Here is a 26,769-nt window from a genome sequence, read left to right as displayed (position 1 = left end):
CGCGTCGTGGTGGCGCTGGCCGGTGCTGCGTTCGTCACGGCCGGAGACCTCAGCGACCACGGCGTCGTCGTGGGGCAGGTTCACCCCGGGGGCGCCGTATTTCTCGAGGGCGACGTCGAGGTAGGCGCGGGCTTCGGGGGTGATGTAGCCGGAGATGCGGCTCATGCCGTCGGCTTGTTGGCGGCCGAGGGTGAATTCACGGCGGCGCTGCATGGTCTCGTGGTCGGGTTCGGTGCCGTCCTGGTCGATGAACCCCATCAGCGCCTCGGCGACCTTGCGGAACTGGTCGGGCCGCAGCACCCGGGCATGCCCGACGAGGTCGCGTTCGTAGTCGTCGCGGCGGGCAAACGACACCCAGATCGGCAGCTTCTTGACGAAGTCCTGGATGATCCGCACGTGGGCAGAGCCGATCGCGCCCTCGGCGACCGCGACCGCGGTATACGGCAGTTCGGGGCGCACGAATTGCCCGGTCAGCGTGTGCCGTGGCCCCAACTGCCGGGTATCGGCCAGGCGTTCGCCGGCCTCCTTCAATGACAGGCGCAGCGCGTTCGCGAGCAGTTGTTTGTGCGAGGTGGCCCCGAAGTCGTTGGGCGAGGCCTCCATCACCCGGCTGGTCAACCGATGCTCGACGGCCGGTACCGCCCACAGGGCGGTCTTGATGCGATCGAGTTCGGCGAGCGCCTCGGCGGGGGTCAGGGCGTCGACGGACGCGGCCTGCAGTTCAGCCACGGCCGACACCAGGTCGTCGACCGCCGTACCGAACCCTCCATCCATAGTTCGAACACTAGTGCGATGGTCTGACAAGTAGCTGCGGATGGGTGTGGCGTCTCAGGACATGGGTGACGGTTGAAGTGCCAGGACTTCGGTGACGGTTGAAGCGCCAGGAGTCGGTGACGTGCGATGAGTTTCCGGACCACACTGGGTCCATACCGGTGAAAGCCCAACCACAGAACGACGGGATGTCGCGATGACCACTCACACCAGGGCGCTGCCGCCCGAAGTCGACGAACAGACCTGGCGCGCCGAGCTCGAGGACCTGCGCCGCCGCGAGAAGGCCGCCACCCGCGAACTCGATGCGATCGCCGCCCAACGCCGCCGGTTGCCCATGGTCCGGATGCCCGAGTACACGCTGACCGGCGCCGAGGGGCCGGTCCGGCTTGCCGACGTGTTCAAGGGGCGGTCCCAGCTGATCGCCTACCACCACATGTGGACCGACGGCGCCGAGTGGCAGTGCGGCGGCTGCACGGGTTTCACGTCGCAGTTCACCCGCCTGGACTTCCTCGACAACTACGACGCCAGGTTCGTCATCGTGACCAACGGCCCGATCGAGGAGGCGTTGGCCTACCGGGAGAAGGTCGGCAACAAGATGGACTGGTACTCGGCCGCGGGCACCACCTTCGGCGCCGACGTCGACGCACCCCCGGGGGGCGGTTTCGGCGTCAACGTCTTCCTCCGCGACGGGGACTCGGTGTTCCGCACCTGGCACAGCAACGGCCGCGGAACCGAACAACTCAGCCACAGCTTCGCGCTGATCGACCTGCTGCCCTATGGCCGCCAGGAGGAGTGGCAGGACTCCCCACCCGGCTGGCCGCAGCGGCCGACCTATTCGGGCTGGCTCGACTCACCGGACATCGCGCGCTTCTACGGGAAGCCCTGAACCCGTCGTCGCCTCATACCCGGCCGTCAGCCAGTACACCGCACGGTCGAGCGTCGGGAGGATCTCGGTGATCGCGAGCTCACCCGTGGAGAACCGGCCAAGCAGCCCGTACACCACGTTGAACACGACGGCGTCGAAATCCGCGATGAAGGCGTCGTCGACATCGGCGAGCAACTCCCGGCCCGCCGGCGCGACGATGTCGAGGCCCCGCCGCAGCAGCCGCTGTCCGCTCGGCGACGAGCGCGCGCGGTAGTACGCCGCGAGCATGCCGGGGTGCCGTTCCCACGGTTCGAAGATGGTGCGGAACAGGTCCATCATCGCCTCGTGCAGTGACTTCCCCGCCGTTCGCGGCTGGGGGCGGACGCCGGAGTACCGGTTGTCCTCCATCCACGCCTCGAGGGCGGCGAGGATCAGCTCGTCGCGAGTGGCGTACCGCTTGTAGATCGTGCTCAGCGAGATGCGGGCGCGTCGGGCGACCTCTCGCAGCTGTACGGCGTCATAGCCGTCGGACTCGAGGATGTCGACCACCACGGCGAGTAGCCGATCGTGCGTCTCGTCCATCAACAAACTCCTTGCCGCAGGGGAGTAACTAGGTTACCGTGCGAACGAGTAACACAGTTACTCGACACAACGAAGCGAGGATCATGGGTTCCCTGGACGGAAGAGTCGCGTTCATCACGGGCGTTGCGCGCGGGCAGGGCCGCAGCCATGCGGTACGTCTGGCCGCCGACGGCGCCGACATCATCGGTGTGGACATCTGCGCCGACATCGGCTCCAACGGGTACCCGATGGCCACCCGCGACGAGCTCGACGAGACCGTCGCACTGGTCGAGGCCCAGGGGGCGAAGATGCTCGGCTCGGTGGCCGACGTCCGGGACTTCCACGCTCTCAAGGCCGCGCTGGACGACGGCGTCGAACACTTCGGCCGTCTCGACATCGTCTGCGCCAACGCCGGTATCGCGACCATGGCCTTCCGCGACCTCACCATCGAAGAGGACCTCGAGATGTGGACCGACGTGGTCGACGTCAACCTGGTCGGCTCCTTCCACACCGCCAAGGCCGCCATTCCGCACCTGATCGCCGGCGGACGCGGCGGGTCCATCGTCTTCACGAGCTCGACTGCGGGCCTGCGGGGGTTCGGCGGCCTGCAGGGCGGCGGCCTGGGTTACGCGGCGTCCAAACACGGCATCGTCGGACTCATGCGAACGCTCGCCAATGCGCTTGCACCACAGAGTATCCGGGTCAACACCGTCCATCCGACCGCGGTGAACACGATGATGGCGGTCAACCCATCGATGACGGCGTTCCTCGAGAACTATCCTGACGGCGGACCGCACCTGCAGAACCCCATGCCGGTACAGCTGCTCGAACCGGACGAGATCAGCAGTGCGATCGCCTATCTGGTGTCCGACGCGGCAAAGTACGTCACCGGGGTGACCTTCCCCGTCGACGCCGGCTTCTGCAACAAGCTGTGAGCGCCCGCATCGGCCGCGCCGCGGGCAAGCGCGTCGTCGTCACCGGCGCCGCACGCGGGATGGGTCGCAGCCACGCCGTCCGGTTGGCCGAGGAAGGGGCCGACCTGATCCTCATCGACATCTGCCGGTCACTGCCCGAACTCGAATATCCGCTCGCCACAGAGGCGGAACTCGACGAGACGGCCCGGCTGGCCGAGGCGAACGGCGCCCGGGTGGTCACGCACGAGGTCGACGTCCGGGACGCCGCGGCGCTGTCGGCCGCCGTCGACGACGGAGCGGCCAGGCTGGGCGGGCTCGACGCAGCGGTCGCCAACGCCGGGGTGCTGACGGTGGGCACGTGGGACAACACCACTTCCGAGCAGTGGCGCACGGTCGTCGACATCAACCTGATCGGCACCTGGAACACCTGCGCCGCAGCGATTCCGCACCTGGTCGAACGCGGTGGCAGCCTGATCAACATCAGCTCGGCGGCCGGTGTCAAGGGCACCCCGCTGCACACCCCGTACACGGCCTCCAAACACGGCGTCGTCGGAATGAGCCGCGCATTGGCCAACGAGCTCGCCGCGAACAGCATCCGGGTCAACACCGTGCATCCGACCGGCGTCGAGACCGGCATGCGCCCCGAGTCGCTGCACTCCGTGCTCGAGGCGCGGGCCGATCTGATCCCCTTGTTCGTCAACGCCCTGCCGATCGCCCTGACCGAGGCAGTCGACATCAGCAATGCGGTGCTGTTCCTGGTATCCGACGAATCCCGGTACGTCACGGGTCTGGAGTTCAAGGTGGACGCCGGTGTCACACTCCGTTGAGATCCCCGTCGACGCCGTCGAGCGGGTACGGCGCGCCTACGCCGACGTGATGACCGTGCCGGCACCTGAACCGCAGTCCCCGGCCATGGTGCGCCTGCTCGATTTCGTGTTCGTCGACGTCTGGCAGCGGCCGGGGTTGAGCCGGCGCGACCGCCGCTTCGTCACGCTGGCCTGCGTGGCCGCGGCGGATGCGGAGACGCCGCTTCGCGACCACGTCTACGCCGCGCTCAACAGCGCAGACCTGACGATCGACGAGATACGGGAAGCGGTACTGCATTTCGCCGTCTACGCCGGTTGGCCGAAGGCGTCGCGGTTCAACATGATCGTCGACGAGTTGTGGGACCGCATCCACCGCGAGCGCGGAGAACAGACCCCGCCGCCGCCACCGCTGCTCCCGCTGGACACCCCCGAGGACACCGAGGACCGGCTGGCCGTCGGCGAACAGGCCTTCAAGGACATCAATTGTCTGCCGTTCGCGCCCACGCGGGACAACCCGTACTCCGGCGCGGGCATACTCAACTTCGTCTTCGGGGAGATGTGGCTGCGGCCCGGCCTCGGCATGAGGGAGCGCAGGCTGATCACCGTCGCCTGCGTAGCGTTCCAGGACGCGCCGTATCCGATCATGAGTCACGTCTATGCCGCACTGAAGAGCCGCGACCTGTCGTTCGACGAGATGGACGAACTGGCACTGCATTTCGCCGCCCATTACGGGTGGCCGAAGGCCGCCCATCTCAGCCAGGCGATCGACGAGCAGAAGCGGCGGGTCACCCAGGAGTGGGCCGCGGACTCCGGGTAGTCGTCACGGCGCCGAAGCCCGCGGTGCTCAGCGTGCGGGCTGCAGCGTCTGAGCGACCCGCAGCATGGCGCAAAGGATGGCGATAACGGCCGGATCCTTGATGACCGCGGTGAATCCCGACGCGACGTCGGTTACCAACGCGCCGGCGGCGATTGCCGCCACGATCATCGTGATGTTCTGCAGGATCGCTGGATTCTCGGACAGGAACTTCGTCAGGGCTTGCTCCACGTTTCGTCCACTGACGATCAGATCGGTGACGAATTCGAGTACGCGTTCGGTCGTGGTTCGTGCAGCTGGTGCGAGTTCCTGCTCGCCAGGATCGGGCTTCGGCGGCTTCGGGAACGGAATGACCTCCCCGCCTTCAGGTTCCGGAGAAGCACCCGGTGTCGTTAGCGGCATGGGACTGGGACCAGGGTTTCCGCGGGCATCGGGAGAGGAGACGTTGGGTTTCGCTGCACTCGTCTTCGTCTGCTCCGCCAACGGAATCTCGATCTTGCGTTTGAACTCCGCGGGGATCTTGCCCGTCGGGTTGTCGCGCCGGAACCAGGTGTACAGGATCAGCCCTGGCGAAGGAGACGCAGCCAGCAAGACGTTGTTGATGTCACCCGGGTCCTCGAAGACCGTGGGAACGTAGTCCGTCCCGCCAGACCAACCGCTTCCGCAGTAGACGTTGGCCATGTCGATGTACCGGTCGACCTCTTCTGCACCACGCGCCCACTCCCACACCGACTTGACCTCATACAGGATCTTGGCCGATCGGTCCGCGAGGTCTGCCCACCCCGGGTAGCCCAACGCGCTGGAGTTCGGAATCTGGTATTCCCTCACCGCAACCGGATTCTGCCTCGTGACGTAGTCATGCTGAATGATGCGGTGCGCGCGGTTGTGCTGAACCCTGTTGACCGGGTGGCAGTCGTTGGTCGACTGCGTCTGCTTCGGCGTGTGGGCCGGCGGCGCGGTGGATACAGGGGCCCGAAGGATGGCGGCAGAGGGACGCCGAGCCGTGGTGAGTTCAGGACGTCTTTGCACAACATGTGCCAGCTCGTGAGCCAGCAGATTCATGCCCCCTCGCGAGATCCCAGGGCGCGCACAACGCACCAAGATCATGGTAGGTCGGCCGGCCTGACCACACCGGGGTTTCGTCGATCCGCTCGCGAATCGACTGGCCCTCAGGCTATGAAGATGAGTGCCACTAACCGGTCAGACGCTGAACTCGATGTGCAGTTCGGTCAGCCCCCGCAGCAGGAAGGTCGGCTCGTAGGCGTAGTTCCGCCGACCGGCCGGTCCGTGCACGCTCTCGTCGATCCTGATGTCGCGCAGGCGTTCCAGCATCCGCCGAACGGTCACCACACCCTCGACCCGGGCCAGCGGAGCGCCCGCGCAGCTGTGGATCCCGCGGCCGAACGCGACGTGCTCGCGCACGTTCTTGCGGTCGGGCCGGAACTCGTGCGGATCCTCGAACTTGCGCGGATCCCGGTTGGCGGCGCCGAGGCACAACGCCACGATGGTGCCCGCAGGCAGGTGCACTTCACCCAGCGTGGTGGTCTTGCGGATCAAGCGGAAGTCGACCTTCGTCGGCGCGTGCATCCGCAGCGCCTCCTCGATGAACGTCGGTATCCGCTCGGGCTTCTCCCGCAGGATGTCCTGGTATTCGGGCCGGTCGCCGAGCACCTGCACCGCCGCACTGAGCAGTTTCGTCACGGTCTCCTGGCCCGCCGCGAACAGGAACGTCGCCGGTTTGACGACCTCCATCAGCTCCGGCGTCGACCCGTCCGGGTACAGCGCGCTCGCCATTCCCGAGAGCACGTCGCCGCGCGGTTCGCGGCGGCGGTCGGCCAGGTAGCCGGCGAACTTGTCGTCGAGGTAGCGCAGCGGGTCGCGGCCCACCGGCGCACCGTCGAGCGCACCCACCCGGCCGCCGTGCGGCGGTTCCGCCCCCAGCGCGGCGAGGAACTCCGGGCGGTCCTCGTCGGGCACCCCGAGCAGATCGATGATCGCCGACGTCGCGAACGGTTTGGCGTACTCCGACAGGAACTCGCACCGGCCGTTGCCCGCGATCTGGTCGATCTGATGATCGACCAACTGCCACATGAAATCCTCGTTCTCCTTGAGCCGCCGCGGCGTGAGGAGTTTGGTCAGCAGCGACCTGGCGCGGCTGTGCGCCGGGGGATCCATCACCACCATGTGCTCGTGGATCGGGAACAGGTGGCGGTGCGCCTCGATCTGCTCGGTGATGTCGTCACCGTGGGGTTCGAACGGCAGCGGCGGGAACGGTCCACCGATCGCGTTGACGGCCGAGAAGTGCTCGTGGTCGCGGAAGGCCGCCAGCACCTCGTCGTAACCGGTCACCATGACCACGCCGTAGTGCGGCTCCCGCAACACCGGACCCTGCTCACGAAGCTGATCCCAGTACGCGTACGGCTGCTGGCTGATGTCGGGATCGGAGAAGTAGTCGACTGTGGCGAGGTCGGTCACGGGCGATCGGTCCCTTCGCTCCATCCTGATCGATCGATCAGGCTGATAGAATGCGCCATGCCTATCACGTCGCCGGACAGGCGGTCAAGCAACGCCAAGGGTGAGACCGCCGCCCGCCAGCGCCTCATCGACGCCACCGCGAAGGTCATGCGCGAGGAAGGTTATGCCGCAGCGACTTCGCGGCGGGTCGCCACCGAGGCCGGCGTCAAACAGGCCCTGGTCTACTACTACTTCCCCACCATGGACGACCTGTTCGTCGAGGTGTTGCGCAACGGCGCCGAGGCCTCGCTCGAGCGGATGCGCAAGGCGCTGACCGACGACGATCCGCTGCACACGCTGTGGCGGATGAACAGCGATCTCAAGCTGACCGCACTCAACACCGAATTCATGGCACTGGCGAACCACCGCAAGGCAATTCGCGCCGAACTCAAGTCCTACGCCGAACGGGTCCGCGACATCGAGACCGCAGCGGTGACGGTGTCGCTGCGCGCCCGCGGCGTTGATCTGGAGAAGTACCCGCCCGCGGCGGTCTCGATGCTGATCGCGCAGACCGCCCGCAGCCTGTGCAACGAGAGCGCCGTCGGTGTCACGTTGGGACACGAAGACTTACGTGCCTTCATGGAGCGCCAGCTCGACCTGCTGGAGGGTTGACAAGTCCCGCCTGCAGTGTCACGCTCCTGATCGATCGATCAGTGCCGCCGGACGTCGGCGGCCCGGCGAAAGGTAGGCGGTCATGGGCGGTCGCGTCGAAGGCAAGGTCGCGTTCATCACGGGCGCCGCACGCGGTCAGGGCCGCAGTCACGCGGTCCGTCTGGCCGCCGAGGGCGCGGACATCATCGCCGTCGACGTGTGCGCACCGATCAGCAGCAACACCGAGATCCCCGCTGCGACACCGGATGAGCTCGCCGAGACCGCCGACCTGGTCAAGGGCCTCAACCGCCGCATCGTCACCGCAGAAGTCGACGTGCGCGACTTCGACGCACTCGACGCGGTGGTGCGCAGCGGCGTCGAACAGCTCGGCCGCCTCGACATCGTCGTCGCGAATGCCGGCATCGGCAACGGCGGCCAGACGCTGGACAAGACCAGCGAAGACGACTGGCGCGACATGATCGACGTCAACCTGTCCGGGGTGTGGAAGACGGTGAAAGCCGCTGTCCCACATCTTCTCTCCGGCGGACGGGGCGGCTCCATCATCCTCACCAGCTCCGTCGGCGGGCTCAAGCCGTATCCGCACACCGGGCACTACATCGCCGCCAAACACGGGGTGATCGGCCTGATGCGCACCTTCGCGGTCGAGTTGGGGCAGCACTCGATTCGGGTCAACGCCGTGTGCCCCACGAACGTGAACACGCCGCTGTTCATGAACGAGGGCACCAAGAAGCTGTTCCGCCCGGACCTGGAGAACCCCGGCGTCGACGATCTCGCGGTGGCCGCGCAGTTCATGCACGTCCTGCCCGTCGGCTGGGTCGAACCCGAAGACGTCAGCAACGCGGTGCTGTTCCTGGCCTCCGACGAATCCCGCTACATCACAGGGCTTCCCGTCACCGTCGACGCGGGCAGCATGCTCAAGTAGCGCGCGTGAAACTCGTCTTCAACCTGCCGCACATGCTGCGGCTGCCCGCGATGATGCAGCCCTGGGAGGCGTCGGTCACCGGCGCCGACCAGACCAGGATGGCCAAGTGCGCCGACCAGTGGGGCTACGACATGATCGCGGTTCCCGAGCATTTCGCGATCCCCACCGAACACGTCGAGCTGTCGGGTCCGCACTATCTGCAGTCCACGGTCGCGCAGGCCTATCTCGCGGGTGCCACCGAACGCATCCGGCTCAACTCGTGCATCACCGTCCTGCCGCTGCAGCATCCTATCGTCCTGGCCAAGGCGCTGGCCACCGCGGACTGGATGAGCAGCGGCCGGATGATGGTCACCTTCGGAGTCGGTTGGCTGGAGCGGGAATTCGAGCTTCTGGGGGTGCCGTTCCACGAACGCGGACGCATCGCCGACGAATACCTCGCCGCGATCGTCGAGCTCTGGACCAGCGATTCGCCGCGCTTCGAGGGCAAGTACGTTTCTTTCGACGACGTCGCGTTCGAGCCCAAGCCCGTGCAGAAGCCGCACCTGCCGATCTGGATCGGCGGCGACGCCGACGCCGCGCTACGGCGCGCGGCGAAGTACGCATCCGGCTGGTGGTCGTTCCTCACCACCCCCGAGAAGATCGCCGAACGGGTCGAGTTCATCAAATCCCAACCGGAGTACGACGGCCGACCCTTCGACGTCGTGCACGGTCTCGGCACGAACCGGGTCGGGGAAGGCCACGTCGCCAAGCACACCCCCGACGCCCGGGCGGGGATGAACGCGGCCGAGATCGTCGACCGGCTGTGCTGGCTCGGCGAACAAGGCGTGACCGTCAGCGCCGTCCCACTCCCCCGGGTCAGCGGTGTGGAGGAGTATCTGGACTACGCCCAGTGGGTCATCGAGGAGATCAAACCGCAGGTGCCGTGATCAGCCCGCCCGCGTCACCATGACCGGCACCTGACTGTGGTGCAGCAGGTTCATGCTCGTCGACCCCAGCACCAGCCCCGCCAGTGCGTTGCGGCCCCGGCTGCCCACCACGACCAGCTGTGCCCCCGCCGTCTGACCGAGCAGTGCCTTGGCCGGCGACTCCGTCTCGACGACACAGTCGGCCTCGACGTCGGGATACCGCTCGCCGAACCCGTCGACCAGCTCGGTGAGCGCGGCCCACTCGGCGACCTCCAGCGCCTCCCAGTCGATGAGGAACGGGATCGTGACGTCGCCTGCGGGCGCGCGGGTCGTCCACGACCGCACCACCCGCAGCGGAGCTTTGACGGCCGTCGCGAACTCGAACGCCGCGGTCAGCACCGCCGACGCCGCATCGGACCCGTCCGCGCCGACCACGATCGGCCGGTCCGACACCGCCACGTCGTCCCCGCGGAACGCGACCACGGGGCAGGCGGCGTCGGTGGCGACCCGCAGCGTCGTGGACCCGAGGACCACCGCCGCCGCACCCGTGACATCCTTGCCGCCGAGCACGACCAGCCGCGCGGCCGCACTCGCGGCGATCAACGCCTCGTCGACCGGGGTCTCGCTGGCTTCGATCGTGACCGCAAGATCGGGGTGGTCGGCGCGGACCGCGTCCTCAGCGGCCCGTAGGTAGATCAGCGCCGCATCGCGCTGATACGACATGATCGCCGCCTGGATCGCCGCCATGGTCTCGGTGAGGTTGCGCCCCATACTCGGCATGGCGTGCAGGATCTGCAGCGGCGCACCGCAGGCCGCGGCCACCGAACCGGCCCACCGGGCGGCCTGGAGGGCGCTATCACTGCCGTCGATACCGACGATCACGGGTCCGGTGTGCTCGGGCATGGGGATCCTTTCCTCGACCGCTGCTGTGAGTCTCTCAGTGCTCGCCCGGCATGGGCACATGGGCCTGCCAGCGGGCCCGGCGTTGCGCATCGGTCTGCTCCCACCACGGCGGGGTGCCGCGCTCACCCAGCGCCGTCTTTGCCGCCTGCACCCCGGCCCGCGCCGCGGGTTCGTCGTCGGTGCCCTTGGCGCGGCGCACCTCCCTGCGCCACGCCATCAAGATGCGGGTCAGTTCGGCGCGGCGCTCCTCCGGGATCGCCGGGTCGGTGGCGCGCCATTTACGCCCGTTGACCACGATGTGGTGGCCGTCCTCGGTGACCGGCGGATCCGCCATGCGACGAGTCTAGGTTCCGGTCACCGGCCCCCGGCGCCGCGTCGGGAGCCCGGGTGTGCCACAGTCTTTGCCACAGCGACATACAGGAGGGCTCTTCATGGGCACCTATGCCGTCACGGGTTCGGCGTCGGGGATGGGGCGCGCGACCGCCGAGCGACTGCAGGCCGACGGCCACCGGGTCATCGGGGTCGACGTCAAGGAAGCGGACGTGGTCGCCGATCTGTCCACTCCGGAGGGTCGGGCCAGGGCCGTCGCCCAGGTCGTCGCCTCTGCGGGCGGGCACCTCGACGGTGCGGTGCTCGCCGCGGGCATCGGCCCGGGCAGCGGTAAGGGCAGGCTCCGACTGATCGCCGAGGTCAACTACCGCGGGGTCGTCGAACTCCTCGAGGGTTTCCGGCCGGCGCTGGCATCGGCCGGTAATGCGAAAGTTGTTGTGGTATCCAGCAATTCGACGACAACGACGCCGCTGGTGCCAGAACGCGCCGTCAAGGCGCTGCTGGCCGGCGACGTCGACAAGGCGGTCCGCGCGGTGCGGGTGTTCGGTCCGGTCGGGTCGGCACTCATCTATGCGGCGTCGAAGATCGCGGTCAGCCGCTGGGTGCGGCGGCATGCGGTGCGCCCGGAGTGGGCGGGCGCCGGGATCCGGCTCAACGCACTGGCTCCGGGGGCGATCATGACCCCGCTGCTGGAGGAGCAGTTGGCCTCACCGCAACAGGCCAAGGCCGTGCAGCGGTTTCCGGTTCCGGTGGGCGGCTTCGGCGACGCCGGTCAGTTGGCGGACTGGATCCGGTTCATGCTGTCAGATTCTGCCGACTTCCTCTGCGGCAGCATCATATTCGTCGACGGCGGGACCGACGCGCACTTCCGTCCGGAGGACTGGCCGCGGAAGGTGCCGACCCGCCGGCTGGTGTCCTACCTGAAGCGGTTCCGTAACTGACGTCGGTGAGATCGGTGCCGCGGGTCTCGGTGACCCGCCAGATCGCCACGATCGTCACCACCCCGCACCCGGCGGCCAACGCCACCAGCGGCGTCCGCGACGTTCCCTCGGCCATCAGGCTGCTCGCGATCAGCGGGGTGAACCCGGCGCCGAGGAGTGCGGCGAACTGATAGCCCATCGACGCGCCGGTGTAGCGGACGCGGGTGCCGAACATCTCCGACAGCAACGCGCCGAGCGGGGCATACATCAACGACTGCAGCACCTGCGCGATCACCATCGCCACGAACAGCAGCGGTACCGAACCGACGTCGACCAGCGCGTAGAACGGCCAGGCGTAGCAGACGATGCCGACGGCGCCCGCCACGATGACCGCCCGGCGCCCGACGCGGTCCGAGAGCGCCGAGAACAGCGGGATGGTGATCAGCGCGGTCGTGGACGTGAAGATCAGCGCGGTCATCACGTCGGTGCGGTGGTAGCCGATCGCGGTGGCGTAGCTGATCATGTAGGTGCTGATCAGCGCCGTGAGCGCGAACGGTCCGATGCCCACCGCGCAGGCCAGGACCAGGCTGCCCGGACGGCGCAGCACCTCGACCAGCGGCGGACGCGTGGGGCGTTCGCGTCTGGCCGCTTCGAACACCGGGCTCTCCGTGATGGACAACCGCACGTAGATGCCGATCCCGAGCAGCAGCAGACTGACCAGGAACGGCACCCGCCAACCCCACGACATGAACGCTTCGTCCGGCATCAGCGTGATCGCGGTGACGACGGCGACCGAGAGCAGCGACCCGATCGGCGAACCCATCTGCATGACACCGTTCCAGGCACCGCGGCGGTGGGGTTCGGCATGTTCGGTGACCATCAGTGTCGCGCCGCCCCACTCGCCGCCGATCGCCACGCCCTGGATCACGCGCAGCGCCACCAGCATGACGGGCGCCGCCACGCCGACCGTGGCGAAGGTCGGCAGCACGCCGACGAGGAAGCTCGCGACGCCCATCAACGTCATGGTCAGTACCAGCATCGACTTACGTCCGATGCGATCGCCGAAGTGTCCGAACAGGATTCCGCCGACCGGACGGGCGACGTACCCCGCGGCGAGCGTGCCGAACGCGGCGATGGTGGCCACCGCGGGATCCGATTCCGGGAAGAACAGCGCCCCGAAGACGAGTGCGCTCATCGTGCCGTAGACGAGGAAGTCGTAGTACTCGATCGCGGTGCCGAGCAGGCTCGAGATGGCGACCCGCCGCAGCAGTGCGGGCGAAGACCTCGACGTGTCATCCACGCAACCATCCTGGCGTCCGCGGTACGGCCGGCGGGACGGATTCCCATTCAACGAGAGGCCGCTGTGCGCACATGCCGGGCGGCCCTAGCCTGCAGCGGTGGACAAGACGACGGTCGCGGTGGTCCGCAGGGACCGGATCGTCGCGGCCGCCCTGCAGTTGGCTGCCGACGGCTACGACGCCGTGCAGATCCGCACGGTCGCGGACCGGGCGGGCGTCGCGCCGAGCACCGTGTACCAGTACTTCTCCTCCAAGGACGATCTCCTCGTCGCCGCGCTGCACCGTTGGCTCGCGCTGTGCGAGGGGGACGCCGGCCTGCCCGAGCTGCTGTCGCCGTACGACCGGCTCCTGCACGTTGCCGACGTCATCACCCGGCAACTCTGGGCACAGCCGCTGCTCGCCGACGCCGTCACCCGCGCCTACCTGTGCGCGGACAGCGTGGCGGCCGCTAACGCGGAGCAGGTCCGAACCAGCCTGCGCCAGATGCTGGCCGCGGCGATGGGGCATCGGCACCCCACACTGCGCCAGCGGCAGATCGCCGAACTGGTGGCCGACATCTGGGCGGCATCGATGCTGGCGGTGGTCCAGAACCGCGCCACCGCCGACGATTCCCGCGAGCGGCTGGCCAAGACAATCGCGTTGATCGCCCGACACGACGCCGAGGAAGGCCTCACGGCCGCGGGAGTTCGGGCAGTCTGAGCGCCGAACCATCACAGGGAACGAGGAGCCGTCGATGACCGCGACATCTGACCAGTTGCCGCTGCAGGAGCTGTCCACGCCGAAGGGCACGCTGCGTTACTACGACACCGGTACGGGGCCGACGGTGCTGTTCCTGCACGGGTCCGGCCCGGGGGTCACCGGGTGGCGGAACTTCCGTGGTGTCCTGCCCACGTTCAGCGCCCACTTCCGTTGCCTCGTCCTCGAATTCCCCGGGTTCGGGGTGAGCGACGACGCCGGCGGCCACCCGATGATCGACGCCCAGGGGGCGGTGGCCCCGTTCCTCGACGGCCTCGGGGTGGATCGGGTGGACATCGTCGGCAACTCGATGGGCGGCGGTGTGGGCATCAACTTCGCCATCCATCAGCCCGATCGCGTACGCCGGCTGGTCACCATCGGCGGGATCGGCACCAACGTGTTCAGCCCGGGGCCGAGTGAGGGGATCCGGCTGCTGCAGGAGTTCACCGAGGATCCCACGCGGACGCGGCTGATCGACTGGCTGCGGTCGATGGTCTACGACGAGGCGCTGGTGACCGAGGAGCTGATCGCCGAACGTTGGGAACTGGCAACCGATCCCGAGACGCTGGCCGCCGCCCGCCGGATGTACGGCAAGAAGGCGTTCGCGCAGATGATGGCGTTCATGCGGTCCTCGGACATCCCGCAGCCGTGGACCCAGATGCACAAGGTCACGGCGCCCACGCTGCTCACCTGGGGCCGCGACGACCGGGTCAGCCCGCTCGACATGGCGCTCATCCCGATGCGCAGCATCCCCAACGCCGAACTGCACGTGTTCCCGAACTGCGGGCACTGGGCGATGATCGAGGCCAAGGCCGCGTTCGAGGCGACGGTGCTGTCGTTTCTGCTGCGAGCGTGAGCTTGTTTGCGAGATCTCGTCGAGAACTCGCACACGAGCTCACGCTCGGCGGGCTCATTTGAGCAGCGCGAAACCCTTGTAGCCGGCCTCGGCCACCTCGGCGCAGATGTCGAGGTAGACCCCGAACCCGCCGATGAACAGCATGAACACCCGCGGCTTACCCGGCATGTTGGCGCCCATGTACCAGGAGTTCGCCTGCGGGAACAGCGTCGCGTCGGCCCGGCGGGTGAGTTCGACACCCCAGTCGTCGACCGCCTGCGGGGTGGCCTCGATGGCCGCGTACCCGTGGCTGTCCAGGTACTCGATGCAGTCGGCGATCCAGTTCACGTGCGCCTCCGCGTGCAGCACCATGTTGGCCAGCACCGCCGGGGCCCCCGGGCCGGACACGATGAACAGGTTCGGGAATCCGTCGACGCCCAGCCCGAGATACGTCCGGGGCCCGTCGCGCCAGTCGTCGGCGAGTTCCTCACCGCCGCGGCCGATGATGTCCATCTTGGCCAGCGCGCCGGTCATCGCATCGAAACCCGTTGCAAGCACGATGATGTCGACGTCGTAGTGCGCGTCGGTGGTGGCGATGCCGGTGGCGTCGACCGACTCGATCGGGGTCTTGCGGACGCTGATCAGTTCGACGTGCGGTCGGTTGAAGGTCTGGAAGTAGTTGGTGTCGGTGCAGATCCGCTTGGTGCCGATCGGGTGATCGGTGGGGATGAGCAGGTCGGCGACCGCGGGGTCGTCGATGACCGCGCGGATCTTCTCCTCGTAGAACCGCCGGGCCTCTTCGTTGGCCTGCGGGTCGATCATCTGGTCGCGGAACGTCTTCGAGAACAGCACCCCGCCGAGTTCCCACCGCTTCTCGAACGCGGCCCTGCGCTCCTCGGCAGAGACCTCCATCGTCAGCTTGGGATGCGCGATGTGGGGTGAGCCGCCGCCGCTGCGCCACGACAGCTCCCGCCGCTCGGCGTAGTTCGCCTTGACCGTCGCGAGGTCGTCAGCGGTCAGCGGCCGATTGCCCGCGGGCACACTGTAATTCGGCGTGCGCTGGAAGACGTAGAGCTGGGCGGCCTGGTCGGCGATGATCGGGATCGACTGGATACCCGACGATCCCGTGCCGATCACGGCGACCCGCTTGCCGGTGAAGTCCACGTCCTCGTGCGGCCAGTCCGCGGTGTGGTAGATGTCGCCGGCGAAGGTGTCCAGGCCCGGGAACCGCGGCGTGAGCGCCGCCGAGAGCGGCCCGGTCGCCATGATGCAGAACCGGGCGCTGACCACCTCGCCGGCGTCGGTCGTGACGGTCCAGCGCAGCCTCGCTTCGTCGAGCACCGCAGAGGTGACCCGGGTGTCGAACGTGATGTCGCGCCGCAGGTCGAGTTTGTCGGCGACCCAGTTGATGTAGCGCAGGATCTCGCCCTGGGTGGCGTACTTCTCGCTCCAGTTCCACTCCTGCTGGAGTTCGTCGGAGAACGAATAGCAGTAGTCGACGCTCTCGACGTCGCAGCGGGCGCCGGGGTACCGGTTGAAGTACCAGGTGCCGCCGACGTCGGGGGCGGCCTCGAACACCCGGACGGTCAGGCCGGCCGAGCGCAGCTTGTGCAGGGCGTAGAGCCCGGCGAATCCGGCGCCGACGACCACCGCGTCGACCTGGTCGGGCAGCTGAGCCGAGGTGTCCACGGTGATCAAGCTAGGCGGGTCGCCCCGCTGGAGTGGGCAGCCCTCCCGGTCAACGGACGCCACATTCCGGCCGCCCGCGGGCTGCCCTCATGATCGCCGACGTGAATCCGGTTCAGCTCACCGTCGCCGAGGTGATCGAGGAGAGCCACGACGCCCGCTCGCTGGTGTTCGCGGTCGCCGAGGGCACCCGGCTCGACTACCGACCCGGTCAGTTCCTCACGTTGCGGGTACCCGGGGCGGACGGAACCGCGGTGGCACGCTGCTACTCGCTGGCCAGCTCACCGCACACCGATCCGGCGCCGAAGGTGACGATCAAGCGCGTGGACGGCGGGTACGGGTCGAACTGGTTGTGCGACAACGTGGTTGCCGGTCAGGTGATCGAGGCGCTGCCGGCGTCGGGGGTCTTCACCCCCGCCGATTTCGACCGTGACCTGCTGCTGTGGGCGGGCGGCAGCGGCATCACCCCGGTGATGTCGATCCTGAAGTCGGCGCTCGCGCTCGGCGGTGGGCGTATCACGCTGGTCTACGCCAACCGCGACGAACGGTCGGTGATCTTCGCCGCCGAGCTCCGCGACCTGGCCGCCCGCCATCCCGATCGGCTCACGGTCGTGCACTGGCTGGAATCCGTCCAGGGCCTGCCCCGGCAGGACCAGCTCACCGCGCTGGCGCGCCGGCTGGCCGGCGACGAGGCGTACCTGTGCGGGCCCGCCCCGTTCATGGCCGCCGTGCAGATCGCTCTCGGCGAGGCCGGGATGGCCCGCGACGCCGTACACACCGAGGTGTTCCGCTCCCTGACCGGCGATCCGTTCGCTGCCCCGGTCACCGCCGAACCCGACGCCGACGCCGTCGACCTGAGCGTCGCCCTCGACGGCGACGAACACCGGCTGCGGTGGCCGCGCACCGCCACCCTGGTCGACGCGATGCTCACCGCGGGCCTCGACGTCCCCTACTCGTGCCGCGAAGGGCAGTGCGGATCGTGCGCGGCCACCCTGGTCGACGGCCGGGTGGACATGCCCGCCACCGACATCCTCGAACCCGAGGACGTCGCCGAGGGCACGATCCTCGGCTGTCAGGCGACGCCGGCCTCCGACGAGGTGCGGATCGAGTTCTGACGGCGTTTCCATTCATCGGGATTCGGCCACGAGCCGCGCGCGATCGCGGTAGACCATCGAAGAGACCTCACGAGAGAAGGACGCCTCATGACCGAGCGGGTAATCGACCGGGTGATGGAACTGGCCGACCAGTTCAGAGAGCAGGCGGTCGAAGCCGAGCGCCTCGGCCAGCTCACCGACGCCACCGTCAAGAACATGAAGGCGATCGGCAACATCCGGTTGCTGCAGCCTGCGGCCTACAGCGGCTACGAGGTGCACCCGCGCGAATTCGCCGAGACCGTGATGGCCACCGCGGCGCTGGACCCGGCGGCCGGATGGGTCAACGGCGTCGTCGGGGTCCACCCCTACCAGCTGGCCTACGCCGATCCGAAGGTGGCGCAGGAGATCTGGGCCACCGACCACGACACCTGGATCGCCTCCCCCTATGCCCCGCAGGGCGTGGCCAAACCCGTCGACGGCGGCTACCTGTTCAACGGGCGCTGGCAGTTCAGCTCCGGCACCGACGCCTGCGAGTGGATCATCCTCGGCGCCATGGTCGGCGACGCCGACGGCAGACCGGTGATGCCGCCGCAGATCCTGCACATGATCTTGCCGCGCAGCGACTATCAGATCGTCGACGACTCGTGGGACGTGGTCGGGCTGCGCGGGACCGGCTCGAAGGACGTCATCGTGCGCGACGCGTTCGTGCCGACCTACCGCACGATGGACGGCATGAAGGTCATGGACGGCACCGCGCAGATCGAGGCGGGTATGACCAAGACCCTCTACAAGATGCCGTGGTCGACGATGTTCCCGCTCGGCATCAGCGCCGCCACGATCGGCATCTGCGAGGGGGCGCTCGCCGCGCACCTCGACTACCAACGCGAACGGGTCAACGCCAGCGGCGTCGCCGTCAAGGACGACCCCTACGTGATGTACGCGGTCGGCGAGGCCGCCGCCGACATCGAGGCCTCCCGTCAGGCCCTGCTCGCCAATGTCGACCGGATCTACGACATGGTCGACGCGGGCAAGGAGGTGACGTTCGCCGAACGCGCCGCGGTGCGCCGTAGCCAGATCAAGGCGGTGTGGCGGGCGGTCATGGCCGTCGACCAGATCTTCTCGCGGTCGGGCGGCAACGCGCTGCGCATGGACAAACCGCTGCAACGGTATTGGCGCGACGCGCACGCCGGGGTGGCGCACGCCATCCACACCCCCGGCACCATCTACCACGCCTCCGCGCTGAGCTCCCTGGGCGTCGACCCCCAGGGTGCGCTGCGGGGCATGATCTGAGAACGGGAGCACACATGACTGCGCTGAAGAGCCTCGGCTACGTCACCGTACAGACCGCCGACATCGACCGGTGGCGCCATTTCGCCTTCCAGGTACTGGGTTTCGCCGAGGGCAGCGGCCCCGACGAGTCGTGCCTGTACCTGCGGATGGACGAACGCGCGGCCCGCATCATCGTGCGCCCCGGCGACGCGGACCGGATCATCACGGTGGGCTGGGAGGTCCGCGACCACGCCGCGCTCGAACAGGTCAAGGCCGACCTGGACGCCGCCGGGGTGCCGTTCAAACAGCTCACGCTGGAGGAGGCCGACGCGCGCCGCGTCGAGGAGGTCATCGCGTTCGAGGACCCCGCGGGCACCTCGCTCGAGGTGTTCCACGGCGCGGTGCTCGACCACAGCCCCGTCGTCACGCCCTACGGCGCCCGATTCGTCACCGGCGCACAGGGTCTGGGGCACGTCGTGCTCCCCGCCCTCGATGTCAACGGCGTCTTCGACTTCTACACCGAGGTGCTGGGCTTCCGGTCGCGCGGCGCGTTCCGGGTGCCGGTGCCGCCGGAGTTCGGGCCCGTGCGGGTGCGGTTCCTCGGCATCAACGAACGCCACCACAGCCTGGCGATCTGCCCGGCGTCGACCGTGCGCGACCCCGGTCTGGTGCACATGATGGTCGAGGTGGACACCCTGGACGCCGTCGGCCAGGCGCTCGACCGGGTCAACACCGACGGCTACCAGCTGTCGTCGACGCTGGGCCGGCACACCAACGACAAGATGGTGTCGTTCTACGTCCGGGCGCCCGGCGACTGGGATATCGAGTTCGGCACCGAGGGGATGCGCGTCGACGAAACCTATTACACCGCAGAGGAGATCACCGCCGACAGCTACTGGGGTCACCAGTGGGTGGGTGACCTCCCGGCCGCAATGCGGCCATGACGGTCGACGACGTCCGTCCCGTTCCGGCCGCGTCGGTCACCGGGTGGGACCACGAGGCCGACGTGGTCATCGCCGGCTACGGCGTCGCCGGTGCGGCCGCCGCGGTCGAGGCGGCTCGAGCCGGCGCCGACGTGCTGGTGCTCGAACGCATGGGCTCCTGGGGCGGCGCGGCGTCGATGGCGGGCGGGTTCATCTACCTCGGCGGCGGCACGCCGATCCAGAAGGCCTGTGGCTTCGACGATTCCGTCGAGAACATGGCGGCGTTCCTGACCGTGGCCATGGGTCCGGGCGCCGACACCGCCCGCATCGCCGACTACTGCGAGGGCAGCGTCGCCCACTTCGACTGGCTGGTCGAATGCGGGGTGCCGTTCAAGGCCGAGTTCTTCGGCGAACCCGGCTGGGAGCCGATGGGCGACCAGGGCCTGATGTACAGCGGCGGCGAGAACTCCTATCCGTTCAACACCATCGCCACCCCGGCACCGCGCGGACACGTCCCGCAGATGTCGAACAAGAAGCAGGGCGAGGCGAGCGCGGGCTACATGCTGATGAAGCCGCTCGTCGAGACCGCCACCGCGGCGGGCGCCCGCGCGCTCTACGACGTGCGCGTGCAGCGCCTGATCGTCGACGGCGACCGGGTGGTCGGAATCCAGGCCCGGCAGTACGGCACCGAGGTGACCATCCGGGCCCGTCGTGGCGTCGTGCTGGCCACCGGCAGCTTCGCCTACAACGACGCGATGGTCGCCCAGTACGCCCCGCGCATCGCCGGACGCCCCGCCGCCTCGATCGAACAGCACGACGGGCAGGCGATCCGGATGGCCCAGGCCCTCGGCGCCGACCTCGCGCACATGGACGCCACCGAGGTCGCGATCTTCATCGACCCGCAGCAGCTGGTGCGCGGCGTGCTGGTCAACGAACGCGGTCAACGCTTCGTCGCCGAGGACACCTACCCGGGGCGGGTCGGGCAGTTGACGCTGTACCACCAGAACAACACCGCGTACCTGATCATCGACGGCGACGCCCAGGAGGAGGCCATGTCGTCGTTGTCCCCGCAGCTGATGCTGCGGCCGCCGACCTGGGTGTGCGAGACCGTCGCCGAACTCGAGGGCGAGATCGGACTGGCGCCCGAGTCGCTGCAGGCCACGATCGCCGCCTACAACGAGGGCGCCGCGCGCGGCGAGGATCCGCTGCTGCACAAGAAGCCGCAGTGGTTGCGCCCCGTCGGCTCCCCGGTCGGCGCGATCGACCTGCGGGAGAGCATCGGCGGGTTCACCCTCGGTGGTCTGCACACCTCACTGGACGGTGAGGTGCTGCACGTCAGCGGCGAACCCATCCCCGGCCTGTTCGCGGCCGGGCGCTCCACCGCGGGCCTCGCCGCCTGGGGATATGCCAGCGGTATCTCACTCGGCGACGGCAGTTTCTACGGCCGCCGCGCAGGCAGGTCCGCCGCCAAGGGCTGACGCCCTCGCGATTTGTGCACGGTTTCGCGCGCTCACCGCGCGAAACCGTGCACAAGTGTGTCCGGAGTCAAAGATCACCGTTCATGTGACACGGCGCACCTCAATGTGCTACAAACAGGCATATTCCTAATAGGAATATGCCTGTTCTGCACTCAGCCCCAGGAGGCGTCATGACGGCCCCGGCCACCACGGAATCCACCACCCCCAGCGCGGTCATCGACCGGGTGTCGCTTGTCCTCGACGCCTTCGACGGCCCCGGCCGGTTGACCCTGGCCCAGATCGTCCGACGCACCGGCCTGCCCCGGTCCTCGGCGCACCGCATGCTCGAGCGTCTGGTGCAGCTGCGCTGGCTGCGCCGCAACGGCCGCGACTACGAGCTCGGGATGCGGCTGGTCGAGTTGGGCTCGCTGGCCGTGCACCAGGACCGGCTGCACCGTGCTGCGGTACCGCTGCTGCACGATCTGCACCGCGCCACCGGCCTCGCGGTCCACCTCGCGGTCCTCGACGGCGCCGACGTGGTCTACCTGGAGAAGATCGGCGACCGGATGGCGGCCGCACTGCCCAGCCGGGTCGGCGGACGCCAGCCCGCACACTGCACCGCGATCGGTAAGGCGCTGCTGGCCTACAACTCAGACGCGTGTGACGACGTCGACCTGAACAACCGCCGCACCAAGTACTCCATCGGCAGCGCCGCCCAGCTCGCCGCCGAGCTGACGAAGACCCGCGCCCACGGCGTCGCCTTCGACCGGGAGGAGGCACTGCCCGGATTCGGTTGTGTCGCATCGCCGATCGGCGCACCGGGCGAAGCCGTCGCCGCGCTGTCGGTGTGCGGCCCGATGTCGCGGATGGCCTTCGATCAGCGCCTCGTCGCCCCGGTCCGGATGACCGCGATGGGCGTGTGGCGCAACGTCGACGGCGGACCGCAACGCGTCGCCCCCACTCTGCAGCAGGTGCGCCCGCTGCGCGGCGGCCCGGCCCTGCAGCCCGCATGACGCTGGATCCGCAGATCGCCGGCCTCATCGAGGCGCTCGACGGCGGCTTCCCGCCCGTCCACACGATGACCGGCGCGCAGGCCCGCGCCACCATCCGCTCGAGGTTCGTCGCCCCGGCCGAACCGGAGCCGGTCGCCGCGGTCGAGGATCGCACCGTATCCGGCATCCCGGTGCGGATCTACCGTCCGACCGACGCCGGGCAGCTCCCTGCGCTGGTGTACGCCCACGGCGGCGGGTTCGTGTTCTGCGATCTGGACAGCCACGACGGGCTGTGCCGGGATACCGCGAATCGCACTGGCGCCGTGGTGGTCTCGGTCGGCTACGGATTGGCGCCCGAGCACCCGTGGCCCGGTCCGGCCGAGGATGTGTACGCGGTGACCCGGTGGGTGGCCGACAACTGCATCGCACTCGGCGTCGATCCCGCGCGCATCGCGATCGCGGGCGACAGTGCCGGCGGCAACCTCGCCGCGGTGACCGCGCTGATGGCCCGCGACCGCGGCGGCCCCGCGCTCGCGGCGCAGCTGCTGATCTACCCGATGATCACCCCGGACTTCACCACCGAGTCCTACCGGTTGTACGGCGCCGGCTACTACAACCCGGCCGAGGCGCTGCGGTGGTACTGGGATCAGTACGTTCCCGACCACGCCGACCGCAGGCATCCGTATGTGTCCCCGGTGCACGCCGACCTGGAGGGGCTGCCACCCGCCGTCGTGGTCATCGCCGGCCACGACCCGCTGCGTGACGAGGGCCTGCGGTTCGGTGAGGCGCTCGCGGCGGCCGGGGTGCCGACGGTGGTGCGCCGGTTCGACGGCGGTATCCACGGGTTCATGACCATGCCGAGCCTGGACCTCGCACAGGCCGCGCGTGCGCAACTCTGCCGCGACGCCGCCGCCCTGCTGGCCGGGGTGGACGCCCGTGGCTGAGGTCTACGTGATCGACCGGGTGGTGACGCGGCCCGGGCGCACCCGCGAATTCGTCGACGCCTACCTCGCGGGTTACGCACCGGGTGCGCGCGAGCGCGGTATGACGCTGCAGCAGGTCTTGGTGAGCCCGCCGATCTGGTTCGAGAATCAACCCAACACCGTCACGATCACGTGGTCACTGCCGAGCGCGCGGGCATGGTGGGAGATGACCTGGCAGGGCAGGCCGGATCCGGCGGTCGGCGCGTGGTGGGCGGGGATCGCCGACCTCGTCGAATCCCGCAGCCGGGACGTCGCCGCGGCGGCCGACGACGTCGAGGCGCTCTGCGATGTATAGCGTCATCCGGTTGATCGACACCGACGAACCAGAACTCATAGAGGCGCTGCGCCGCAACAGCTTTCACGCGGACCATGTGCTCATCGAACCGACGCTGCCCGGCGTGCGCAACGGCGGCGACGTCCTTGTCCACCTGCGGTTCGCCGAACCCGCCGCGCGGGCAAAGGCCGTCGCGGACCTCGACCGACTGCTGACCCAGCCGGCGGTCCGGCACGTCAACGGCGCCACCTATCGCGGGACGACGACACCGGCCGCCGCCGGCACCGGAACCGTGTACCGGACGCTGCTGCTGCGCGTGCGGGAGGGCACCGACGAGGCGACCGTCCGCCGCTTCGAGGACGATCTGCGGCTGCTCCCCCGCTACGTGCGGACCATCCACTCGTGGCAGCTCAGCCGCGTCGAGGACGCCGTCGGCGCGTCACCGTGGACGCACGTCTTCGAGCAGGAATTCACCGATGTCGACGGTCTGATGGGGCCCTACCTCATGCACCCGATCCACTGGGCGTACGTCGACCGGTGGTTCGACCCGGAGTGTCCCGGCATGATCGTGCGGGACCGGGTGTGCCACAGCTTCTGCCGCACCGCCTGAAGACTGCGCTAGAGCCCCGCGGGCAGGATGTTCGGGTTCGCGGTCGCCGGCGGTTCCAGCGGCGGCAGCAGCGACGCCCCGTCGAGCGTGTGCACCGGCAGCCCCTGCGACCACGGGTAGTGCAGGCTGAACGCGACCAGCCCGGTCCGCTCGGCCGCGGGCCGGTGACACATCGCGAGCACGGTCTCCGCGAGGTACTCCACGGGTTCGGTCGGGAAGGTATCCGGGATCAGTTGCGCCGCACCGGGTGTGCGCACGGCGGTTGACGGGCCGACACAGTTCACCGCGATGTCGTCGTCGACCAGTTCGGCGGCCAGGCCCTGGGTGAACCGGTGCAGCGCGGCCTTCATCGACGCGTAGATGACGTCGCCAGAGGACTTGTTGTACTCGCGGAACGGCCGCACCGGCGCGATCCCGGTGACCGACCCGATGTTGACGATCCATCCGGCACCCTGCGCGCGCATGTGCGGGATCGCGTTCTGCGCCAACACGAACGGGGTCCGCAGATAGTGCTCGACGGTCCGGTCGAAGGTGTCCATCGACATCCGCTCGATGACCGAGTAGTCCGCGTACCCCGCGTTGTTGACCATGACGTCGAGGCGGCCGGTGCGCTCGAGCACGTCGCCGACCAGTCGCAGCCGCTGCGCGTGGTCCTCGAGGTCGGCGGCGACGGCGTATGCGGTGCCGCCGGCCGACTCGATCAACTCGACGGTCTCGCCGATGGTGCCGGGCAGTGCGGTGGCCGCACCCGCGCGGATCGACGGCGACGGGGTGTGCGATCGGGCGGTCACGACCACCGTCGCCCCCTCGGCGGCGAGGCGCTGCGCGATGGCCCTGCCGATACCGCGGCTGCTTCCGGTCACTAGTGCGGTCTTGCCGCTGAGCAGGCCGGTCATCGGATCACGAAGTGGTCTTCGGCGGGGGCGCGGTGCTGCTGCCACACGTCGACCAGGCGATAGGGCGTGGCGACCACGACCCGCCCCGATCCGGAGCGGTAGTAGGTGTGCGCGTTCGGCGTGTGGCACCACACGGTGCGTGACATCGCCTCGTCGATGTCGGCCACGTAGTCGTCGTAGGCCTGCTGGGTCACCTCGATGGTCGTCGCGCCGCGAGATGCCATGAGCTGCAGGCACTCCATGATGTAGTGCGCCAGCACCTCCATCGAGAAGTTCGCACCCGCGCCGTGGCCGGGGCTGTAGTTGGGCGCCGAGGTGATGAACAGGTTCGGGAACCCCGGCACCGTGCCGCCGCGGTAGGCCCGCGGGCTGTCGCCCCACTCCTCGCGCAGCGTCCGGTCGCCGCGGCCGCGGATGTCGACGGTGGACAGGAAGTCGAGGTGGTAGCCGGTCGCGTAAATGATGACGTCGAGGTCGATCTGCCTGCCGTCCTGGGTGACGATGCCCCGGGCGTTCACCTCGGCGGGTTCGCTGGCCTCGACGTCGACGTGGTCGCGGGTCAGCGCCGCGTAGTAGCCGCCCGGATCGCGGATGATCCGCTTGCCGTAGGGCGCGAAGTCGGGGGTGACCTTCTTCGCGAGTTCGCTGCCCTCGCCGAACATTTGGTTGATGTACTCGAGGCACATCTGCAACAGCACGTCGTTGGCGGGTGAGATCGACAGGTGGGTCTCGGCCCAGTCCGGATCACGCAGGATCACCGGGTAGTTGTTGTCGGCGGTGGCCCAGTAGGACTTGAGCCGGTGCCAGTTCGCGTAGTACGGCAGGTGGCGGCCGAGATACCGGCGGTGCTCGGGGACGTCGTCGGAGAGCCGCTTGCGGGGCGCCACCCAGTGGGGCTGGCGCTGAAACACGGTCAGATGGGAGACCTGGTCGACACACGCGTCGACGATCTGCACCGCCGTGCAGCCCGCGCCGATGATCGCGACGCGCTTCCCGGTCAGATCCAGTGACGGGTCCCACTGTGCGGAGTGAACGCTGATGCCCGCGAACGTGTCCCGCCCGGGAACCTCGGGCCAGCGTGGCCGGTTGAGGTAGCCGGCGGCGGTGATGACCACGCGCGCGGAGCTGATGCCGCGGGCGCCGTCACGGTCGACGGTGTGGATCTGCCACCGATCGTGGTCCTCGTCCCACCACAGCGCCTCGACCTCGGTGCCGAACCGGGTGTGCTCGCGCAGACCGTGCTTGTCGGCCAGCGAGACGAGGTAGGCCTGGTACTCGGCGCCCTGCGGGTAGTAGTTCGTCCAGTCCGGGTTGACCTCGCGTGACAGCGAGTAGTACGCCGACGGGGTGTCCACGCCGATACCCGGGTACCGCGTGGTCAGCCAGGTCCCGCCGACCTCGTCGTTGCGGTCGAAGATCTCGTAGGAGACCCCGGCATCCCGGGCGGCCAGCGCGGCGACGATACCGGCGATACCGGCGCCGACGATCGCGACGGTGGTGTCGGGAGGGATCGGCACGTCACGCGGCAGGGTGGGCTGGGAGAGCTGGAATCCGCCCTGCTCCAACAGCAGTGGGACGAATTCGTCGTCCACCTCGGCGCCGAGTGCGACCGGCAGCAGCCGGGTGAACAGCTTCGGGTCGTCGGCGGCGAATCCGCCGGTGCCCGGGTTGTCGAGCGCGGCGACGATCCGGTCGATCAGCGCCGTCATGGTGTCGGCGTCGGTGACCCCGGCGCGTTCGGGCGGATCGGGGACGTGGGAGATCGCAGGCGCGAACTCGTCGACCACCGAGGGGTCGCCGGTGAGCTGGGCCAGCACCGCCACGAGCACTCCCGGGTCGGCCTGGCGCAGGTGGCTCGTCAGCTCCGCTTCACTCGTCAC

General features: G+C 68.8%; 28 protein-coding genes. 18 read left to right on the top strand and 10 right to left on the bottom strand.

The window, feature by feature from the left end; genetic code table 11:
- The coding region (locus tag AU194_RS06700) for a DUF222 domain-containing protein (protein ID WP_157575924.1) at positions 1-774 on the bottom strand (774 nt) is incomplete at its 3' end.
- Between the two features lie 193 nt (positions 775-967).
- Between AU194_RS06700 and AU194_RS06695 the strand changes: the two genes are divergently transcribed.
- The gene (locus AU194_RS06695; protein WP_059088451.1) at positions 968-1,657 is read left to right on the top strand and encodes a DUF899 family protein; all 690 of its coding nucleotides are present in this window, start codon (positions 968-970) and stop codon (positions 1,655-1,657) included.
- Here the strand turns inward: AU194_RS06695 and AU194_RS06690 are convergent.
- Positions 1,622-2,218, bottom strand: a complete 597-nt coding sequence (locus AU194_RS06690; RefSeq protein WP_059088450.1) for a TetR/AcrR family transcriptional regulator — start codon at positions 2,216-2,218, stop codon at positions 1,622-1,624. The genes AU194_RS06695 and AU194_RS06690 overlap by 36 nt on opposite strands.
- 83 nt (positions 2,219-2,301) lie before the next feature.
- On the opposite strand from AU194_RS06690, the gene AU194_RS06685 reads away from it, so the two are divergent.
- From AU194_RS06685 to AU194_RS06675, 3 genes are read left to right on the top strand one after another with little or no spacing between them, the layout of a single operon-like run.
- Positions 2,302-3,132, top strand: a complete 831-nt coding sequence (locus tag AU194_RS06685) for a mycofactocin-coupled SDR family oxidoreductase (protein WP_059088449.1) — start codon at positions 2,302-2,304, stop codon at positions 3,130-3,132.
- Positions 3,129-3,938: a mycofactocin-coupled SDR family oxidoreductase gene (locus tag AU194_RS06680; protein ID WP_082698507.1), complete on the top strand. Its 810-nt coding sequence runs from the start codon at positions 3,129-3,131 to the stop codon at positions 3,936-3,938. Before AU194_RS06685 ends, AU194_RS06680 begins: the two co-directional genes overlap by 4 nt.
- Complete coding sequence (locus tag AU194_RS06675) at positions 3,922-4,734, top strand: carboxymuconolactone decarboxylase family protein (RefSeq protein ID WP_059088448.1); 813 nt, start codon at positions 3,922-3,924, stop codon at positions 4,732-4,734. Before AU194_RS06680 ends, AU194_RS06675 begins: the two co-directional genes overlap by 17 nt.
- Before the next feature lie 27 nt (positions 4,735-4,761).
- On the opposite strand, the gene AU194_RS06670 is transcribed toward AU194_RS06675, so the two are convergent.
- Together AU194_RS06670 and AU194_RS06665 are read right to left on the bottom strand one after the other, a co-directional pair.
- Positions 4,762-5,793, bottom strand: coding sequence for a hypothetical protein (locus tag AU194_RS06670; RefSeq protein ID WP_157575922.1), 1,032 nt, complete (start codon positions 5,791-5,793; stop codon positions 4,762-4,764).
- Between the two features lie 138 nt (positions 5,794-5,931).
- Positions 5,932-7,206 (bottom strand): cytochrome P450, encoded by a 1,275-nt coding sequence (locus AU194_RS06665; protein ID WP_059088446.1) that lies wholly within the window; start codon positions 7,204-7,206, stop codon positions 5,932-5,934.
- A gap of 57 nt (positions 7,207-7,263) precedes the next feature.
- Between AU194_RS06665 and AU194_RS06660 the strand changes: the two genes are divergently transcribed.
- The 3 genes from AU194_RS06660 to AU194_RS06650 all read left to right on the top strand — a co-directional run bounded on the left by AU194_RS06660 (position 7,264) and on the right by AU194_RS06650 (position 9,705).
- A complete protein-coding gene (locus AU194_RS06660; RefSeq protein ID WP_059088445.1) occupies positions 7,264-7,857 on the top strand; it encodes a TetR/AcrR family transcriptional regulator in 594 nt (197 codons plus the stop codon).
- Between the two features lie 82 nt (positions 7,858-7,939).
- Entirely contained in the window at positions 7,940-8,779 is an 840-nt protein-coding gene (locus tag AU194_RS06655) for a mycofactocin-coupled SDR family oxidoreductase (RefSeq protein WP_059088444.1), read from the top strand.
- 5 nt (positions 8,780-8,784) lie between these two features.
- Positions 8,785-9,705: a TIGR03619 family F420-dependent LLM class oxidoreductase gene (locus AU194_RS06650; protein WP_059088443.1), complete on the top strand. Its 921-nt coding sequence runs from the start codon at positions 8,785-8,787 to the stop codon at positions 9,703-9,705.
- On the opposite strand, the gene AU194_RS06645 is transcribed toward AU194_RS06650, so the two are convergent.
- Entirely contained in the window at positions 9,706-10,587 is an 882-nt protein-coding gene (locus AU194_RS06645) for a universal stress protein (protein ID WP_059088442.1), read from the bottom strand. It lies immediately after the preceding gene.
- Positions 10,588-10,621: 34 nt separating this feature from the next.
- A complete protein-coding gene (locus tag AU194_RS06640; protein WP_059088441.1) occupies positions 10,622-10,921 on the bottom strand; it encodes a hypothetical protein in 300 nt (99 codons plus the stop codon).
- Positions 10,922-11,018: 97 nt separating this feature from the next.
- Here AU194_RS06640 and AU194_RS06635 point away from each other — a divergent pair, with 97 nt between their 5' ends.
- On the top strand, positions 11,019-11,858 hold the full coding sequence (locus AU194_RS06635) for an SDR family oxidoreductase (RefSeq protein ID WP_059088440.1): 840 nt from the start codon (positions 11,019-11,021) through the stop codon (positions 11,856-11,858).
- Here the strand turns inward: AU194_RS06635 and AU194_RS06630 are convergent.
- Positions 11,752-13,137, bottom strand: a complete 1,386-nt coding sequence (locus tag AU194_RS06630) for an MFS transporter (RefSeq protein WP_059088439.1) — start codon at positions 13,135-13,137, stop codon at positions 11,752-11,754. The genes AU194_RS06635 and AU194_RS06630 overlap by 107 nt on opposite strands.
- 97 nt (positions 13,138-13,234) lie before the next feature.
- Between AU194_RS06630 and AU194_RS06625 the strand changes: the two genes are divergently transcribed.
- A complete protein-coding gene (locus tag AU194_RS06625) occupies positions 13,235-13,834 on the top strand; it encodes a TetR family transcriptional regulator (RefSeq protein WP_059088438.1) in 600 nt (199 codons plus the stop codon).
- Between the two features lie 34 nt (positions 13,835-13,868).
- Positions 13,869-14,726: an alpha/beta fold hydrolase gene (locus AU194_RS06620; protein ID WP_059088437.1), complete on the top strand. Its 858-nt coding sequence runs from the start codon at positions 13,869-13,871 to the stop codon at positions 14,724-14,726.
- Positions 14,727-14,780: 54 nt separating this feature from the next.
- Here the strand turns inward: AU194_RS06620 and AU194_RS06615 are convergent, their stop codons facing one another.
- Complete coding sequence (locus AU194_RS06615) at positions 14,781-16,394, bottom strand: NAD(P)/FAD-dependent oxidoreductase (RefSeq protein ID WP_059088465.1); 1,614 nt, start codon at positions 16,392-16,394, stop codon at positions 14,781-14,783.
- An 89-nt stretch (positions 16,395-16,483) separates the two neighbouring features.
- Here AU194_RS06615 and AU194_RS06610 point away from each other — a divergent pair, with 89 nt between their 5' ends.
- The 8 genes from AU194_RS06610 to AU194_RS32515 all read left to right on the top strand — a co-directional run bounded on the left by AU194_RS06610 (position 16,484) and on the right by AU194_RS32515 (position 23,993).
- Positions 16,484-17,506, top strand: a complete 1,023-nt coding sequence (locus AU194_RS06610) for a ferredoxin--NADP reductase (protein WP_059088436.1) — start codon at positions 16,484-16,486, stop codon at positions 17,504-17,506.
- Positions 17,507-17,593: 87 nt separating this feature from the next.
- A complete protein-coding gene (locus AU194_RS06605) occupies positions 17,594-18,775 on the top strand; it encodes an acyl-CoA dehydrogenase family protein (RefSeq protein ID WP_059088435.1) in 1,182 nt (393 codons plus the stop codon).
- 14 nt (positions 18,776-18,789) lie between these two features.
- Positions 18,790-19,698, top strand: coding sequence for a biphenyl-2,3-diol 1,2-dioxygenase (bphC, locus tag AU194_RS06600; RefSeq protein ID WP_059088434.1), 909 nt, complete (start codon positions 18,790-18,792; stop codon positions 19,696-19,698).
- On the top strand, positions 19,695-21,155 hold the full coding sequence (locus AU194_RS06595; protein ID WP_059088433.1) for an FAD-dependent oxidoreductase: 1,461 nt from the start codon (positions 19,695-19,697) through the stop codon (positions 21,153-21,155). The genes bphC and AU194_RS06595 overlap by 4 nt, the downstream gene beginning before the upstream one ends.
- A gap of 170 nt (positions 21,156-21,325) precedes the next feature.
- Complete coding sequence (locus AU194_RS06590) at positions 21,326-22,147, top strand: IclR family transcriptional regulator (protein ID WP_059088432.1); 822 nt, start codon at positions 21,326-21,328, stop codon at positions 22,145-22,147.
- Entirely contained in the window at positions 22,144-23,070 is a 927-nt protein-coding gene (locus AU194_RS06585) for an alpha/beta hydrolase (protein WP_059088431.1), read from the top strand. Before AU194_RS06590 ends, AU194_RS06585 begins: the two co-directional genes overlap by 4 nt.
- A complete protein-coding gene (locus tag AU194_RS32520) occupies positions 23,063-23,404 on the top strand; it encodes a hypothetical protein (protein ID WP_059088430.1) in 342 nt (113 codons plus the stop codon). The genes AU194_RS06585 and AU194_RS32520 overlap by 8 nt, the downstream gene beginning before the upstream one ends.
- Complete coding sequence (locus tag AU194_RS32515; protein ID WP_059088429.1) at positions 23,397-23,993, top strand: Dabb family protein; 597 nt, start codon at positions 23,397-23,399, stop codon at positions 23,991-23,993. The genes AU194_RS32520 and AU194_RS32515 overlap by 8 nt, the downstream gene beginning before the upstream one ends.
- Before the next feature lie 8 nt (positions 23,994-24,001).
- On the opposite strand, the gene AU194_RS06570 is transcribed toward AU194_RS32515, so the two are convergent.
- Both AU194_RS06570 and AU194_RS06565 read right to left on the bottom strand, forming a co-directional pair.
- Positions 24,002-24,889 carry an SDR family NAD(P)-dependent oxidoreductase gene (locus tag AU194_RS06570; RefSeq protein WP_059088428.1) on the bottom strand — a complete coding sequence of 296 codons (888 nt, stop codon included), beginning with the start codon at positions 24,887-24,889 and terminating at the stop codon, positions 24,002-24,004.
- Positions 24,886-26,769 carry an NAD(P)/FAD-dependent oxidoreductase gene (locus AU194_RS06565; protein ID WP_059088427.1) on the bottom strand — a complete coding sequence of 628 codons (1,884 nt, stop codon included), beginning with the start codon at positions 26,767-26,769 and terminating at the stop codon, positions 24,886-24,888. The genes AU194_RS06570 and AU194_RS06565 overlap by 4 nt, the downstream gene beginning before the upstream one ends.

The organism is Mycobacterium sp. GA-2829 (assembly GCF_001499965.1).
GTDB lineage: Bacteria > Actinomycetota > Actinomycetes > Mycobacteriales > Mycobacteriaceae > Mycobacterium.
This window is presented reverse-complemented; position numbering and strand designations above follow the sequence as displayed.